Source organism: Streptosporangium sp. OZ121, assembly GCF_051918885.1.
Taxonomy (GTDB): domain Bacteria; phylum Actinomycetota; class Actinomycetes; order Streptosporangiales; family Streptosporangiaceae; genus Streptosporangium.
In genome coordinates this window covers 16,589-30,754 of sequence record NZ_JBPXMC010000019.1, presented here as the reverse complement: position 1 = coordinate 30,754, position 14,166 = coordinate 16,589, and the positions used below count along the sequence as shown (strand labels likewise).

At 71.9% G+C, this 14,166-nt stretch carries 12 protein-coding genes; 7 read left to right on the top strand and 5 right to left on the bottom strand.

Going from position 1 to position 14,166, the window contains the following annotated elements:
* Positions 1 to 135: 135 nt before the first annotated feature.
* Positions 136 to 1,302, bottom strand: coding sequence for a flavodoxin-dependent (E)-4-hydroxy-3-methylbut-2-enyl-diphosphate synthase (gene ispG, locus ACTOQ1_RS28395; protein ID WP_362834450.1), 1,167 nt, complete (start codon positions 1,300 to 1,302; stop codon positions 136 to 138).
* Between the two features lie 35 nt (positions 1,303 to 1,337).
* Entirely contained in the window at positions 1,338 to 2,522 is a 1,185-nt protein-coding gene (gene dxr, locus ACTOQ1_RS28390; RefSeq protein WP_440071034.1) for a 1-deoxy-D-xylulose-5-phosphate reductoisomerase, read from the bottom strand.
* Positions 2,523 to 2,746: 224 nt separating this feature from the next.
* On the opposite strand from dxr, the gene ACTOQ1_RS28385 reads away from it, so the two are divergent.
* Both ACTOQ1_RS28385 and ACTOQ1_RS28380 read left to right on the top strand, forming a co-directional pair.
* Positions 2,747 to 3,859, top strand: a complete 1,113-nt coding sequence (locus ACTOQ1_RS28385) for a trypsin-like serine peptidase (protein ID WP_440071033.1) — start codon at positions 2,747 to 2,749, stop codon at positions 3,857 to 3,859.
* Between the two features lie 53 nt (positions 3,860 to 3,912).
* Positions 3,913 to 4,959, top strand: coding sequence for a trypsin-like serine peptidase (locus ACTOQ1_RS28380; protein ID WP_440071032.1), 1,047 nt, complete (start codon positions 3,913 to 3,915; stop codon positions 4,957 to 4,959).
* Between the two features lie 36 nt (positions 4,960 to 4,995).
* Here the strand turns inward: ACTOQ1_RS28380 and ACTOQ1_RS28375 are convergent, their stop codons facing one another.
* The gene (locus ACTOQ1_RS28375; RefSeq protein WP_440071031.1) at positions 4,996 to 6,423 is read right to left on the bottom strand and encodes an aldehyde dehydrogenase family protein; all 1,428 of its coding nucleotides are present in this window, start codon (positions 6,421 to 6,423) and stop codon (positions 4,996 to 4,998) included.
* A 211-nt stretch (positions 6,424 to 6,634) separates the two neighbouring features.
* Between ACTOQ1_RS28375 and ACTOQ1_RS28370 the strand changes: the two genes are divergently transcribed.
* Positions 6,635 to 7,270, top strand: coding sequence for a TetR/AcrR family transcriptional regulator (locus tag ACTOQ1_RS28370; RefSeq protein ID WP_440071030.1), 636 nt, complete (start codon positions 6,635 to 6,637; stop codon positions 7,268 to 7,270).
* An 84-nt stretch (positions 7,271 to 7,354) separates the two neighbouring features.
* Here the strand turns inward: ACTOQ1_RS28370 and ACTOQ1_RS28365 are convergent, their stop codons facing one another.
* Positions 7,355 to 8,863 (bottom strand): PucR family transcriptional regulator, encoded by a 1,509-nt coding sequence (locus tag ACTOQ1_RS28365; RefSeq protein WP_440071029.1) that lies wholly within the window; start codon positions 8,861 to 8,863, stop codon positions 7,355 to 7,357.
* Positions 8,864 to 8,948: 85 nt separating this feature from the next.
* On the opposite strand from ACTOQ1_RS28365, the gene gabT reads away from it, so the two are divergent.
* From gabT to ACTOQ1_RS28345, 4 genes are all read left to right on the top strand, one after another.
* Positions 8,949 to 10,301, top strand: a complete 1,353-nt coding sequence (gabT, locus tag ACTOQ1_RS28360; protein WP_440071028.1) for a 4-aminobutyrate--2-oxoglutarate transaminase — start codon at positions 8,949 to 8,951, stop codon at positions 10,299 to 10,301.
* A gap of 245 nt (positions 10,302 to 10,546) precedes the next feature.
* Complete coding sequence (locus ACTOQ1_RS28355) at positions 10,547 to 10,789, top strand: hypothetical protein (protein ID WP_440071027.1); 243 nt, start codon at positions 10,547 to 10,549, stop codon at positions 10,787 to 10,789.
* Between the two features lie 419 nt (positions 10,790 to 11,208).
* Entirely contained in the window at positions 11,209 to 11,562 is a 354-nt protein-coding gene (locus ACTOQ1_RS28350; RefSeq protein WP_362834476.1) for a YciI family protein, read from the top strand.
* Positions 11,559 to 12,812, top strand: coding sequence for an RNA polymerase sigma factor (locus ACTOQ1_RS28345; protein WP_440071026.1), 1,254 nt, complete (start codon positions 11,559 to 11,561; stop codon positions 12,810 to 12,812). The genes ACTOQ1_RS28350 and ACTOQ1_RS28345 overlap by 4 nt, the downstream gene beginning before the upstream one ends.
* 34 nt (positions 12,813 to 12,846) lie before the next feature.
* On the opposite strand, the gene ACTOQ1_RS28340 is transcribed toward ACTOQ1_RS28345, so the two are convergent.
* Entirely contained in the window at positions 12,847 to 14,073 is a 1,227-nt protein-coding gene (locus ACTOQ1_RS28340) for a saccharopine dehydrogenase family protein (RefSeq protein WP_440071025.1), read from the bottom strand.
* Positions 14,074 to 14,166: the final 93 nt, after the last annotated feature.

The window sequence follows — 14,166 nt, the reverse complement described above, 5'->3', positions numbered from 1 at the left end:
TCCCCGGTACGGATCCGGTGGAGGAGAGGCCGCCACACGGAGCCGCCCGCACCCCGGAGCGATCCCGGGGGCGGGCGGAAATCCCTCCGGCCGCCCGGCCGGAGGGACCGGAGGATCGAGCGGCCGGGCGAGCGGTCAGCTGACGACGACCTGGGGACCCGGGGCGTCGTCGTCGAGGTCGACCTCCACGCCCATCTCCTCGGCGAGGCGCAGGGCCTCCTCGATCAGGGTCTCCACGATCTGCGACTCGGGGACGGTCTTGATGACCTCGCCCTTGACGAAGATCTGGCCCTTGCCGTTGCCGCTCGCGACGCCGAGGTCGGCCTCGCGGGCCTCGCCGGGGCCGTTGACGACACACCCCATCACCGCGACGCGCAGCGGGACCTTCAGCCCTTCGAGCCCCGCCTGGACCTGCTCGGCCAGGGTGTAGACGTCGACCTGGGCGCGCCCGCAGGAGGGGCAGGAGACGATCTCCAGGCCGCGCTCGCGCAGGTTGAGCGACTCCAGGATCTGGTTGCCGACCTTGACCTCCTCGACCGGAGGAGCCGACAGCGACACGCGGATGGTGTCGCCGATGCCCTCGGCGAGCAGGGCGCCGAACGCGACCGCGGACTTGATCGTGCCCTGGAAGGCCGGGCCCGCCTCGGTGACGCCCAGGTGCAGCGGGTAGTCGCACCGGGCGGCGAGCAGGCGGTAGGCCTGGACCATCACGACCGGGTCGTTGTGCTTGACGGAGATCTTGATGTCGCGAAAACCGTGCTCCTCGAACAGCGAGCACTCCCACAGCGCCGACTCCACCAGCGCCTCGGGGGTGGCCTTGCCGTACTTCTGCAGCAGGCGGGGGTCGAGCGAGCCGGCGTTGACGCCGATCCGGATCGGCACGCCGCGCTCGCCGGCCGCGCGCGCGATCTCACCGACCTTGTCGTCGAATTTCTTGATGTTGCCGGGATTGACCCGGACCGCCGCGCAGCCCGCCTCGATCGCGGCGAAGACGTACTTCGGCTGGAAGTGGATGTCGGCGATCACCGGGATCTGCGACTTCCTGGCGATGATCGGCAGCGCGTCGGCGTCGTCCTGGGAGGGGACGGCGACGCGGACGATCTGGCAGCCCGAGGCGGTCAGCTCGGCGATCTGCTGAAGCGTCGCGTTGACGTCGGCGGTGACCGTGGTGGTCATCGACTGGACGGAGACCGGCGCGTCCCCGCCCACGGGGACGGAGCCGACCATGATTTGACGGGATATGCGTCGCTCGGCGATCGGCCTGGTCCTTACGGACGGGATTCCGAGAGCAACAGAAGTCATTTTCAGCCCTTGAAGAGTCGACGACACTCATCAGTCTAGGCAGTCCCAGTGAGCTCGCGTGCCCGTATCCGCGCCCAGGAGTCGGCGTCGAGGACCTCGGCCACCGAACCGGCCTCGGTCACGGTGTGCTCGGAGACCACCGCCGCCACGGTGTCGACGATGCCGGGAAACGGCAGGCGCCCGGCCATGAAGGCCTCGACGCAGACCTCGTTGGCGGCGTTGTAGACGGCCGGGGCCGTGCCGCCGGCCTCGCCGACCCGCCGGGCCAGCGCGACGGCGGGGAAGGCCTCGTCGTCGAGCGGCTCGAACGTCCAGGTGTGGGCGGTGGTCCAGTCGACCGCCGGGGAGGCGTCGGCGACCCGCTCGGGCCAGCCGAGGGCGAGCGCGATGGGCAGGCGCATGTCCGGCGGGCTGGCCTGGGCGATGGTCGAGCCGTCGACGAACTCCACCATCGAGTGGATGACCGACTGCGGGTGGACGACGACCTCGATGCGGTCGAAGCCGATGTCGAAGAGCAGATGGGCCTCGATGACCTCGAGGCCCTTGTTGACGAGTGTGGCGGAATTCACCGTGATGACCGGTCCCATCGACCAGGTGGGGTGGGCGAGGGCCTGCTCGGGGGTGACGTCCGCGAGGTCCGCGCGCGACCTGCCGCGAAAGGGCCCGCCGCTCGCGGTGACGACCAGGCGGCGCACGGCGGAGGCGTCGGGGCCGGTGGGCCCCGCGGCCCACAGGCACTGGGCCAGCGCGGCGTGCTCGGAGTCGACCGGGATCAGCTGGCCGGGTTTGGCCAGGCGCTTCACCAGCGGCCCGCCGACGATCAGCGACTCCTTGTTGGCGAGCGCGAGCACCCGGCCGGCCTCCAGCGCGGCCAGCGTGGAGGTCAGCCCCAGCGCCCCGGTGATGCCGTTGAGGACGACGTCGGCGGGCCAGGCGGCGGCCTCCGCCACCCCCTCGGGCCCGGCCAGCACGCGCGCGCCCACCCCGTGCGCGGTCAGGGCCTCGCGCAGCTCCGGCACGGCGGAGGGATCGGCGACGGCGACCACGTCGGGCCGGAACTCGGCCGCCTGCCTGGCGAGCAGGTCGATCCGGCCGCCGTAGGCGGCCAGCGCGGCCACCCGGAACCTGCCGGGGTTGCGGGCGATGACGTCGAGGGACTGGGTCCCGATGGACCCGGTCGAGCCGAGCAGGACGACGGAACGGACGGTGTCTGGCTGCACCGCCCCATTCTCCCGGCTCGGACCGCGCTGTCGAATCGGCCGTACCGGGCCGTACCCCTCATGATCAGGCTGGATCATGGCGAAAATCTGTTAGGCGTGGAACACGGGATAAAAGTCAGTATTTAAGTCCGAATTTCGTCATATCAATAGTTGTAAAGCCTGAGAAATGCGTACGTACGGCGCACTAGCTTCCCGGAACAGCAACAGGCCCTCGGGAGGTACATATGCGGCGCAAGGCACGGCTCGTCCCTATTCTCACCGCCATCGCGGGAAGCACCCTGCTCTCCACGACGATCGCGCACGGCGCCGCGGCGGACGCCGGCGCGGGCGCCACGGCGGGCACGGCGGGCACAGCGGGCGCGGCGAGCGCGGCGGGCGCGGGCGGCGTCACCTCGGCACGGGCCGTTCCCCAGCCTGTCGAGAAGGAGGCGGCCGACACCAGGAAGGAGCAGCAGACCGTCCAGCGCTACTGGACCGAGGCGAAGATGGAGGCGGCCAAGCCGCTCGCCGCCCTCGTCCCCGAGAAGGACGGCGCCCGGCTCACCGCCGGGGCGATCGCGGCGCAGGCCGCGGCCGACCCCGTCTCCGTCCCCGCGACCGAGCCCGGCGGCGACACCGTCACGGCCCTCAAGGGCTCGGCGGCCGCCCGTGCCTCCACCGGCGCGGCGTGGACCCGCGGCGGGGCGATCGTCAAGACCGCCGGACGCGTGTTCTTCACCTACCAGGGCCGCAACGCCTCGTGCTCGGCGAACGCTGTGACCAGCGAGAACAAGAGCACCGTGATCACCGCGGGGCACTGCGTGCGGATGGGCGGCGCCTTCCACGGCAACTGGGTGTTCGTGCCGGGATACGAGAACGGCGACCGGCCGCACGGCACCTGGGTGGCGACCACCCTTTACACCACCCCGCAGTGGAACAACAGCGAGGACGTCAACTACGACGTGGCCTCGGCCGTGGTGGCCCCGCTGAACGGCAGGTCTCTGACCGACGTGGTCGGCGGCCAGGGCGTCTCCTTCAACCAGGCGCGCCGCCGTCAGATGCACTCCTTCGGCTACCCGGCGGCCGCACCGTACAACGGCTCCAGGCTGATCTACTGCGCCGGGCGGGCGTTCGACGACTTCCTGATGTCCCGCGACATCGGGCTGAACTGCAACATGACCGGCGGGTCGAGCGGCGGGCCCTGGTTCCTCGACTTCAACGAGAGCACCGGCCTGGGCACCCTCAACTCGGTGAACAGCTTCAAGTACGCCTTCGCCACCGGCTGGATGTTCGGCCCCTACTTCGGGGCCGAGGCGCAGGCCGTCTACGAGGCCGCCCAGACCACCGGCGCCCCCTGATATTCACCAGAAGTAATCACAAGAACACCCCTCGTAGTGCAAACTCGGGTTTCATGACCTCAAGCCTCCCCCTGCTTGCGGCCGCCCCGCTCGTCGCCGGGTTGCTGAGCGCCCCGGCGACCGGCGCGACGGCCACCTGGCAGACGGCCGCCGCGTCCGGGCAGCGGGCCGTGAAGACCCTCGCCACACCCCTCACCCAGAGAACAGGCGCGACGTCCGGCATGCCGGACGTCGTCGGGCACGCGACCGCTCTCACCGCGTCGGAGCGGAAGCGCGTGCTCGGTTACTGGACCCCTCGCCGGATGGCCTCGGCGCTCCCCGTCGACCGGCTCGCCAAGGTCACCGGGATGCTCGGGCGGCTCTCCGCCGCCGGGCGGGGGGTCGCCCCCCGCCGGAGCCCGCACGGCGCCGCGTCCCGCACCGCGGGCGCCCGCTGGACCTCCGGCGGGGCGGTGGGGCGCACCACGGGGCGGGTGTTCCTCACCATCAAGGGCAGCGACTTCGTGTGCTCGGCCAGCTCGGTCAGGAGCGCCAACAAGGACCTGGTGGTGACCGCCGGCCACTGCGTCAAGGACGGCACCGGCGCCTGGGCCGACAACTGGACCTTCGTCCCCGGCTACAGCCAGGGCCGCCGCCCGTACGGGCAGTACACCGCACGCCGCATGTTCGTCGCGGGCCCCTGGTCGCGCGAGGGCGACGACAGCCACGACATCGGCATGGTGGCGGTCAACACCAGCGGCGGCAAGCACCTCGGCGACGCCGTCGGCGGCCAGGACATCGCCTTCGGCGCCCCCCGGGGACGCCTCGCCAGCGGTTTCGGCTTCCCCGCCGACTCGCCCTACGACGGCGAGCACCTGGTCTACTGCGCGGGCCCGCTGCGCGACGACCCGAACGGGCAGACCGGCGACCAGGGCATGCGCTGCGACATGACCGCCGGATCCAGCGGAGGCCCGTGGCTGAGCGGTTTCAACGCCTCCACCGGCCGGGGCACGATCGTCTCGGTCAGCAGCTTCAAATACAGCGACGACCGCCACACCATGTACGGCCCCTACTTCGGCGCCTCCGCCAAGACCCTCTACGCCACCGCATCCGCGTCGTGACCCCGGCGCGGAGGCGGCGCTGAGGCGCGGCCGGTTCTAAAGGGTCAGGCCGGTGAGCACCATGACCTTCTCGTAGGTGAGGTCGGCGATGGCCGAGCGGAGGCCCTCGCGGCCGACCCCCGAGTCCTTCACCCCTCCGTAGGGCATCTGGTCGGCACGGTACGACGGCACGTCACCGATGATCACACCGCCGACCTCGAGCTCCCGGTTCGCCCGGAAGGCGTTGTCGAGGCTGCGGGTGAACACCCCGGCCTGCAGCCCGTACCTGGAGTCGTTGACCGCGGCGAACGCCTCGTCCACTCCCGACACCTTCTGGACGACCATCACCGGGCCGAAGACCTCCTCGCGGGAGACCTTGGCGTCGGCCGGCGCGTCGGCGAGCACGGTCGGCGCGAAGGTGGCGCCGTCGCGGGTGCCGCCGGTCAGCAGGCGGGCCCCCGCCGAGACGGCCTCGCCGACCCATCGCTCCACGCGCTCGGCGGCCTCGGCCGACACGAGCGGGCCGACCTGCGTCTTCTCGTCCGCGGGGTCACCGGTGACCAGTGCCTCGACGGCCGGGACGAGCCGGGACACGAAGTCGTCGTGAACCGACTCCTCGACGATCACGCGCTGGACGGCGATGCAGCTCTGACCTGCCTGGTAGTTGGAGAACAGCGCGATCCGCGAGGCGGCCCAGTCGAGGTCGGCGTCGGCGAGCACGACCGCGGCGGCGTTGCCGCCCAGTTCCAGGGTCACGTGCTTGCGCGGGACCCGATCGATGATCGCGTACCCCACGGGGGCCGAGCCCGTGAAGGAGACGACAGGCAGGCGCGGGTCCTCGACCAGCGCGGCGGCGCGGTCGTTGGACACCGGGAGCACGGAGAACATGCCCTCGGGCAGGTCGGTCTCGGCCAGGATCTCGCCCAGGACCAGCGCGGACACCGGCGTCGCGGGGGCGGGCTTGAGGACGATCGGGGCCCCGGCGGCGATGGCGGGGGCCACCTTGTGCGCCACCAGGTTGAGCGGGAAGTTGAACGGGCTGATGCCCAGGATCGGGCCGTACGGGACGCGCGAGACGTAGGCGAGGCGGCCGGCGGAGGCGGCCTCGGTGTCCAGGCGCACGGTCTCGCCGCCGAGGCGGCGGGTCTCCTCGGCCGCGAACCTGAAGGTGGAGACCGCGCGGGTGACCTCGCCGCGGGCCCAGAAGATCGGCTTGCCGTTCTCGGCGGTGATCAGGGCGGCGATCTCGTCGGCCCGCTCGGCCAGGCGGCGCGAGACGTGCGCGAGAGCCTCGGCCCGCACGTGGATCGGGAGCGCGGCCGCCTGTTTGCGCACGGCCGCCGCCGCGGCGACGGCCTCCTCGACCTGGCCGTCGGTCGGCACGGAGCAGACGGCGACGACGCGGCCGTCATGCGGGTTGGTCACGGTGAGCTCGGCCTCGCCCGTGGCGGGGCGTCCGGCGAGCCAGAAGGGGCGCACGTCCATGTTCCGACGCTATGTCACCGGCGCGGAAGCGGCCTTACTCCACTCCGCACAACAGCCCCGTGGCGGTACACCGTTCCGCATAAAACCCGCCCCCCAACCCCTGTAACGAAAACAGGGGCATTCGGGGATATTCCTTACAGGTGCCGGTTTGAATGATCCCGGGCGTGGCTAAGTCACCGGTTGGACGATGAGAGTGGAAGGGCGTGGGCGCATGACCTCCTCGGCGCCGCGCGGCCTTCAGGGTGCCTATCTGATCGGTGAACGGGCGTCCCAGGACCAGCTTCGCGCCAGGCTGCTCGACGTCGCCAGCCAGTTGCTGGTCACCATCGGGCCGGAGAGCCTGTCGATGCGCCGCATCGCCACCGAGGCGGAATGCTCGACGACCGTCATCTACACCATGTTCGGCAGCAAGGAGGGCCTGGCCGAGGCACTCTACTTGGAGGGCTTCGAGCGCTTCCGGCGCCGCCTGGAGGCCGTCCCCTCGCGCAAGGACGCGCTGGAGCACCTCATCGCCCTGGGCCCCGCCTACCGGGAGGCCGCGCTGGACGAGCCCGGCTACTACGCCCTGATGTTCGAGCGCGCGATCCCCGGCTTCATGCCGAGCGAGCGGGCCAGGACCCTCGCCCGCGCGGCGCTGAACATCGTCGACCGGGTGATCGCCGACTGCATCTCGGCCGGGTACATCGTCCCCACCCAGCCCAGGAAGATCGCCGACGCCGTGTGGGCCGCCGCCCAGGGCGCGATCGGCTTGGAACGTGCCGGGCACCTGCGCGACGGCAACACCTACGACACGGTCACCTACGCCGTCATCTCCCGCTACCTGGTCGTCGACCGCCACCGATCCTGACGGCGCCCTCCGGACGGGGCCGCCAGCCACCCCTGTCCCGCCCCCATCCCGACGGACCCCCTCCCGGGGACTCTGGCGCGCCCGTCACCTGGCGACGGCCAGGGCGACCCAGAGCTCGGCGCGGACCGCGGGATCCTCGAGGTCGCGGCCGACCAGCTCCGCGACCCGGCGCATGCGGTAGCGCAGGGTGTGGCGGTGCACCCCGAGCCGCTGCGCCGCCGCGTCCCAGTGGCCGTTGCAGTCCAGGTAGGCGCGCAGGGACCCCAGCAGGTCCGCGCGCGAGCCGTACGCCCTGAGGGGGGCGAGCAACGCCGAGGAGAACGCCTCCGCCGCGCCGGGGTCGAGCAGGGAGAGCAGTCCCTGACCCGCCAGGTCGGCGAAGCGCACCACCCGCGCGGTGCCGCGCCCGGCCGCGGCGAGCGCCCGGTCGGCCTGGTCGAGCCCCGCGCGCAGGTCGCCCAGACCCACCGGATCACCGACGCCGACGAGGCCGTGCTCGCCGAGCGCCGCGGCCACGGCACCGGCCCGCGAGGCCGGGACCAGCAGGACCACCCTGTCACCGTCGATGTCACCGTCGGCGTCACCGTCGGCGTCACCGTCGGCCGCCGCGAACTCGCTCCCGGCGGCCTCCAGCAGCGCCTCCGGCTCGCCTGCGCAGGCGACCACCACCAGCGGCCCGTCGTCGAGCCGCTCCCCCAGCCGTTCCAGCGTCTCGCGCCCGGCGTCCGCCTGCCCGGCCAGCAGCAGTCGCAGCACCGCGGAGCGGACCCGGCGCTCGGCGGCCAGGTGCTCCCCGCCGTGCTCGACGGCGAGCGTCAGCAGGGACGCGGCGGCGTTGACCACGGTGTGCGCGACCGGGGTGAAGGACCGGCCGATGCCGACGGCGAGGAATCCCCTGACGCGGCGGGCCCCGAGGGGCCGCACGATCACGTGCTCCTCGGGCGAGGAGAGGGCCACGCTCGCGGGAGCGCCCTGGCTCGTGATCCTTCTCAGCCGCTCCAGCTCGGGGCCGAGGTCTCCGGCGGCCGCCGCCGCGCCCCTGCCCGCCAGGTGCCGTACGGTCCCCGCCTCGTCGAGCAGGATCGCCCAGCCGCCCAGCTCGCGGGCCAGGCGGTCGATCACCGCGCGCGGGCCCTCCGGGCGCAGCGCGGCGCGGGTGAGGCGGCCCTGGGCGGCGAAGGCGTTGCTGAGCTCGTCGTACTGCTCGGCGGCGATCAGCTCGCTGACCGTCTTGCCGATGGCGACGAACGGGGTGTCGCGCGGCACCTCGACCAGCGGCAGCCCGGCCCGCGCGGCGGCCTCGACCAGCGCCTCGGGGATCGTCTCGTGCCCGAGCCCGACGCCGAACCCGAGCCCGGCGACCCCCCTGGCGACCAGGCGCTCGACGTAGGGACCGGCGTTGCGGGCGTCCAGGCGCATGCCCGTGGTGAGGACGAGCTCGCCGCCCTCCAGGAACGGGGTGGGGTCCTCCAGCTCGCTGACCGCCACCCAGCGCACCGGCCGGTCGAGCGCCTCCCGCCCGGCGAGCACGACGAGCCCGAGCGGCAGCCGTCGTACGACGGTGTTCAGCGTCGGCGCCACCACCACCCCCATTTTGTACGTTATGTCTATTCTGCTCCCTGCAATTTTGCCATAGTGCATCATCGGCACACCGGCATTCGCGACATAGCTTCACATCATGAGCACCGTCACCGAGGGCGGCCCCTCGCTTCCGCAGGAGCGCCGCCTCGTCACCGAGATTCCCGGCCCGAGGTCCCGCGAGCTGCTCGCGCGCAAGCAGGCCGCCGTACCCCCGGGCATCGGCACCACACTGCCCGTCTTCGTGACGCACGCGGGAGGCGGTGTCGTGGTCGACGCCGACGGCAACTCGCTGATCGACTTCGGCTCCGGCATCGCGGTGACCGGCGCCGGCAACTCCGCCCCGCGCGTCGTCGAACGGGTGCGCAGGCAGGTGGCGGACTTCACCCACACCTGCTTCATGGTCACGCCGTACGAGTCGTACGTGCGGGTCGCCGAGAAGCTCAACGAGATCACCCCCGGCGACCACGAGAAGCGCACCTTCCTGCTCAACAGCGGCGCCGAGGCCGTGGAGAACGCGGTCAAGGTCGCCCGCCACGCCACCGGCCGCCAGGCGGTCGTCGTCTTCGAGCACGGCTACCACGGCCGTACCCTGCTGACGATGACGCTGACGGCCAAGAACATGCCGTACAAGCACCGCTTCGGCCCGTTCGCCCCCGAGGTCTACCGGGTGCCGCTGGCCTACCCGTTCCGCTGGCCCACCGGCCCGGAGAACTGCGCCGAGGAGGCCGCGGCCCAGGCGATCGACCAGATCACCAAGGAGATCGGCGCCGAGAACGTCGCCGCCGTGGTGATCGAGCCCATCGCGGGCGAGGGCGGCTTCATCGAGCCCGCCAGGGGCTTCCTGCCGAGGATCCTGGAGTTCTGCCGCGCCAACGGCATCGTCTTCGTCGCCGACGAGGTCCAGACCGGCTTCTCCCGTACCGGCCACCTGTTCGCCTGCGAGGACGAGGGCATCGTGCCCGACATCATCGTCACCGCCAAGGGCATCGCGGGCGGCCTGCCGCTGGCCGCCGTCACCGGCCGCGCCGAGATCCTCGACAGGGTCCACGTGGGCGGCCTCGGCGGCACCTACGGCGGCAACCCGCTCGCCTGCGAGGCGGCGCTGGGCGTGATGGAGAGCATCGAGGCCGACGACCTGACCGGCAGGGCCCGCCGCATCGGCGAGACCATGCTCCCCCGGCTGCGCGCCATGGCGGAGCGGAACCCGGTGATCGGCGACGTGCGCGGCCGGGGCGCCATGATCGCCATCGAGCTGGTCGTCCCCGGCACCAAGGAGCCGCACCCCACGGCGGCGGGCGAGATCGCCAGAAGGTGCCACGCCGAGGGCCTGGTCGTGCTGACCGCGGGCACCTACGGCAACGTGCTGCGTTTCCTGCCGCCGCTGGTCATCCCCGACCACCTCCTCGGGGAGGGGCTCGCGATCCTGGAGAAGGCCGTGAACGAGGTCTGATCGTTTAGAACGCACCAAAAGGGGCACCCGGCTTGATGCCGAGTGTCCCTTTTGCCGTTATGCGGCTCGCATGTAGGTCGTGATTTAACCCCCGCTTGACATCCGCCACAGCGATCACGGGCTGCGACCGCGTTATAACGGTTCCGATAAGAAAGTGCGCGATCAACACAGGAAACGTGTCGACGTCCTCCCCGCGGCCGAGCCACGGGAGAAAACAAGGGGTCACCACGCTGGAGGTATTTAGCATGAACTGGGGGCCGCCCAGAACGGCACACGTCACGATGACCTTCGATCCGGAAGGGCTGACCCGCACCCAGCGTGAGGGCGACGCCTGCGTGGCCTGCCACAAGAAGTGGCCCCGCCCGCGGACCAGGATCGGCCGCCTTCCCGACGGCACAGCCCTCTTCGCCTGCCCTGAGTGCGCCGACGCGCTGCTGCCGCAGCAGGACGACACCCGTTCCCGCCCCCGGCGCGTGGCCTTCTTCTGACCTTCCCGAACTTCTGAACCTTCCCTGACGCCGAACCTCCCGGTACCGCCGGTGCGGGCCCGCGGGCCCCGCGCCGGCCCCGCGCCGGCCACGAGACCGGCTCACCCGACGGCCCGCCGCAAGCGATCCACCGGGAACCGGCTCGCCCTGCGGCCCGCCTGAGACGTCCCACCCGGCAGTCCATCCGAAGCGGCCCACTCCGGTAGTTTCTCCACATCGAGACATCGGAGCAGCGGAGCGCGCCCACACGCCCGGGATCGAGCCGCCGTACTGCCGGGAACGGTATCCGCACCCCCTGGGGGGCGAGAACCCTCCCTCCCGCGCGGACGGATGTCGAGACCGGCTCCCCCGCTCCGACATGCCTGTGAGAGGCGCCCGCACCGGGTGCCGCGAGCACGAGGAGCGAGACCGTGAAGTACATGCTGCTGATCTACAGCAACACCGCGATCTGGGAGACCCTCTCCAAGGAGGAGCTCGACGGCCTGATGGGCGAGGCCGACGCCCTCATGAAGGAACTCGCCGACTCCGGGGAGTGGGTCGGCGGGGAGGCGCTGGCCGATCCGTCACAGACCAGGACCGTGCGGGTGCGTGACGGCGTCCCCGCGACCACGGACGGGCCGTTCCTGGAGGCCAAGGAGCACCTGGCCGGATACTGCGTGATCGACTGCGAGACCCCCGAGCGGGCGGCCGAGATCGCCGCGCGCTGGCCGGACGCCCGGCTGTGCGCGATGGAGGTACGACCGATCATGGACGGGGCCGGCACCGAGGCATGACCGTTTCCGCCGAGGCCGAGGACCTGCTGCGCGAGCTCGCGCCGCAGGTCCTCGGCGTGCTCGTCCGGCGCTACGGGCACTTCGACGCGTGCGAGGACGCGGTGCAGGAGGCGCTGCTGGCCGCCGCCCTGCAGTGGCCCGAGCAGGGCCCGCCGGACAACCCCCGAGGCTGGCTGATCACGGTCGCGTCCCGCAGGCTGACCGACGAGCTGCGCAGCGAGTACGCGCGCAGCCGCAGGGAGAACATGGTCGCGGCGCGGGCGCCCGCCGACGAGCTCCTGTCGCCCGCCGCCGACGCCGAGCCGGCCGGCGGGCAGGACGACACCCTGACCCTGCTGTTCCTGTGCTGCCACCCCGCCCTGACCCCCGCATCGCAGATCGCGCTCACCCTGCGGGCCGTCGGCGGCCTGACCACCGCGCAGATCGCCCACGCGTTCCTCGTCCCCGAGACGACCATGGCCCAGCGCATCAGCCGGGCCAAGCAGCGGATCAAGAGCACGGCCATCCCCTTCGCGCCGCCTCCCGAGCCCGAGCGGGCCGAGCGGCTGCGGGTGGTCCTGCACGTGCTCTATCTGATCTTCAACGAGGGCTACACGGCCACCTCGGGCCCGGACCTGCAGCGCCGCGAGCTGACCGGCGAGGCGATCAGGCTCACCCGCGCGGTTCACGGGCTGCTGCCGGACGACGGCGAGGTGACCGGGCTGCTCGCCCTCATGGTGCTCACCGACGCCCGGCGGCCGGCACGCACCGGCCCCGGTGGCGCGCTCATCCCGCTCGCCGAGCAGGACCGCAGCCTGTGGAGCGGGACGTCGATCGCCGAGGGGGTGGCGCTCGTCACCGGCGCGCTGGCGCGGGCCCCGCTCGGCCCGTACCAGCTCCAGGCCGCGATCGCCGCGGTGCACGCCGAGGCGGTGCGCGCGGAGGAGACGGACTGGCCGCAGATCCTCGCGCTGTACCGGCTGCTCGAACGCCTCGCCCCCAACCCGATGGTCACGCTCAACCACGCCGTCGCGCTCGCGATGGTGCGGGGCCCGAAGGCCGGGCTCGACCTGCTCACGACCCTGGAGGGCGACGACCGGATGGCCGGGCACCACCGCCTGCACGCGGTGCGCGCGCACCTGCTGGAGACGGCCGGTGACCGCGAGGCCGCCCGCGCGGGCTACCGGGAGGCCGCGCGCCGCACCACCAGCCTCCCCGAGCAGCGCTATCTGGAGGGCAGGGCCGCACGGCTGGCAGGGCCGGAACCCTAGGCGGCCTTTACGAAGTAAGCTCACGAGGCGGGCATCAGGCCGGCAGGAGCGTCCTGACCGTCTCCTCGCGCATGCCCCACGGCGAGCCGTAGGCGTTGAGCAGTTCCAGGAAGGGCACCGCGTCGAACGCCTCGGGGCCGAGCACCCCGCTGCCCGACCAGACGCCGGTGGCCAGCAGCTCCAGGGCGACCACCGGGTGCACGGCCGTCTGCCAGACCACGGCCTGGCAGCCGTACTCCCGCATCGACCACTCGTTGTCGACCACGTGGTAGAGGTAGACCTCGCGCGGCGCGCCGTCCTTGCCCACGCCCTTCACCCAGGTCCCGGCGCAGGTCTTGCCCCGCATCCGGTCGCCGAGCGTGGCCGGGTCGGGGAGGCTGGCCGCGACCATGTCGCGCGGCGAGGCCTCGACGCCGCCCACCTTGATCTTGTTCGCGTTGTCCAGGCCGAGCTTGTGCAGGGTCTTCAGCACCCCGATGAACTCCTCGCCCAGGCCGTACTTGAACGTCACCCGCTTGGCGTCGATGTAGCGGGGCACGAGGAGCACCTCCTCGTGCTCGACGTTGACGCACTCGACGGGCCCGATCCCCTCGGGGAAGTCGAACACCTCGGGCTCGCTGAACGGCTCGGTGGTGTGCCAGTCGCCGTTCTCCCAGATCACCGGCGGATTGAGGCACTCCTCGATGGTCGTCCAGATGGAGAACGTCGGCGCGAAGTCGTAGCCGTCGACCACCAGGTTGGAGCCGTCACGGACGCCGATCTCCTCGATGGTCTCGAACAGGTGCTCGGCGGCGTAGCGCGCGAACACGTCGGCCAGCCCCGGCTCCACGCCCATGCCGACCAGCGCCAGCCCGCCCTTCCGGCGCCAGGTCTCGCCGAGGGCGAACTGCTCGTCGCCGAGCTTCACCCCGGTCAGCTCGTACGGCCTGCGCGGGTGGGGCCGCGACAGCGACATCGCCATGTCGAGGTAGTGGGCGCCGGCGTTGAGCGCCGCCTCGAACAGGGACATGGTGAAGCGGGGATCCACCGCGTTGAAGAGCACGTCGCAGCGGTGCTCGGCGAGGGCGGCCTCGACCGCGGCCCGGTCGGAGGCGTCCAGCCCGATGGCGCTGAAGCGCGGATCCGCGATCCTGGCCACGACGGCGGCGGCCCGGTCCTGTTGAGAGTCGGCGACCACGATGTGTTCGAAGAAATCTCGGCGTGCGGCGATCGGCACGACGGCGGACCCGACGCCGCCCGCTCCGACAAGAAGGATTCTCATAGCGGGTAGCCTACCCACTGACTGGTTGACCAGTCGATAGACGAGCCATGATTTTCCCACCGAATCCATCGTTGAAAGCGATCAATACAACGA

What these genes read in the sequence shown, in the direction of transcription:
- ACTOQ1_RS28380 (WP_440071032.1), top strand. Translation starts at nt 3,913, where the DNA reads ATGACCTCAAGCCTCCCCCTGCTTGCGGCCGCCCCGCTCGTCGCCGGG.
- gabT (WP_440071028.1), top strand. Translation starts at nt 8,949, where the DNA reads ATGAGCACCGTCACCGAGGGCGGCCCCTCGCTTCCGCAGGAGCGCCGC.
- ACTOQ1_RS28355 (WP_440071027.1), top strand. Translation starts at nt 10,547, where the DNA reads ATGAACTGGGGGCCGCCCAGAACGGCACACGTCACGATGACCTTCGAT.
- ACTOQ1_RS28340 (WP_440071025.1), bottom strand. Translation starts at nt 14,073, where the DNA reads ATGAGAATCCTTCTTGTCGGAGCGGGCGGCGTCGGGTCCGCCGTCGTG.
- ACTOQ1_RS28370 (WP_440071030.1), top strand. Translation starts at nt 6,635, where the DNA reads ATGACCTCCTCGGCGCCGCGCGGCCTTCAGGGTGCCTATCTGATCGGT.
- ACTOQ1_RS28365 (WP_440071029.1), bottom strand. Translation starts at nt 8,863, where the DNA reads ATGGGGGTGGTGGTGGCGCCGACGCTGAACACCGTCGTACGACGGCTG.
- ispG (WP_362834450.1), bottom strand. Translation starts at nt 1,302, where the DNA reads ATGACTTCTGTTGCTCTCGGAATCCCGTCCGTAAGGACCAGGCCGATC.
- ACTOQ1_RS28345 (WP_440071026.1), top strand. Translation starts at nt 11,559, where the DNA reads ATGACCGTTTCCGCCGAGGCCGAGGACCTGCTGCGCGAGCTCGCGCCG.
- ACTOQ1_RS28375 (WP_440071031.1), bottom strand. Translation starts at nt 6,423, where the DNA reads ATGGACGTGCGCCCCTTCTGGCTCGCCGGACGCCCCGCCACGGGCGAG.
- ACTOQ1_RS28350 (WP_362834476.1), top strand. Translation starts at nt 11,209, where the DNA reads ATGCTGCTGATCTACAGCAACACCGCGATCTGGGAGACCCTCTCCAAG.
- ACTOQ1_RS28385 (WP_440071033.1), top strand. Translation starts at nt 2,747, where the DNA reads ATGCGGCGCAAGGCACGGCTCGTCCCTATTCTCACCGCCATCGCGGGA.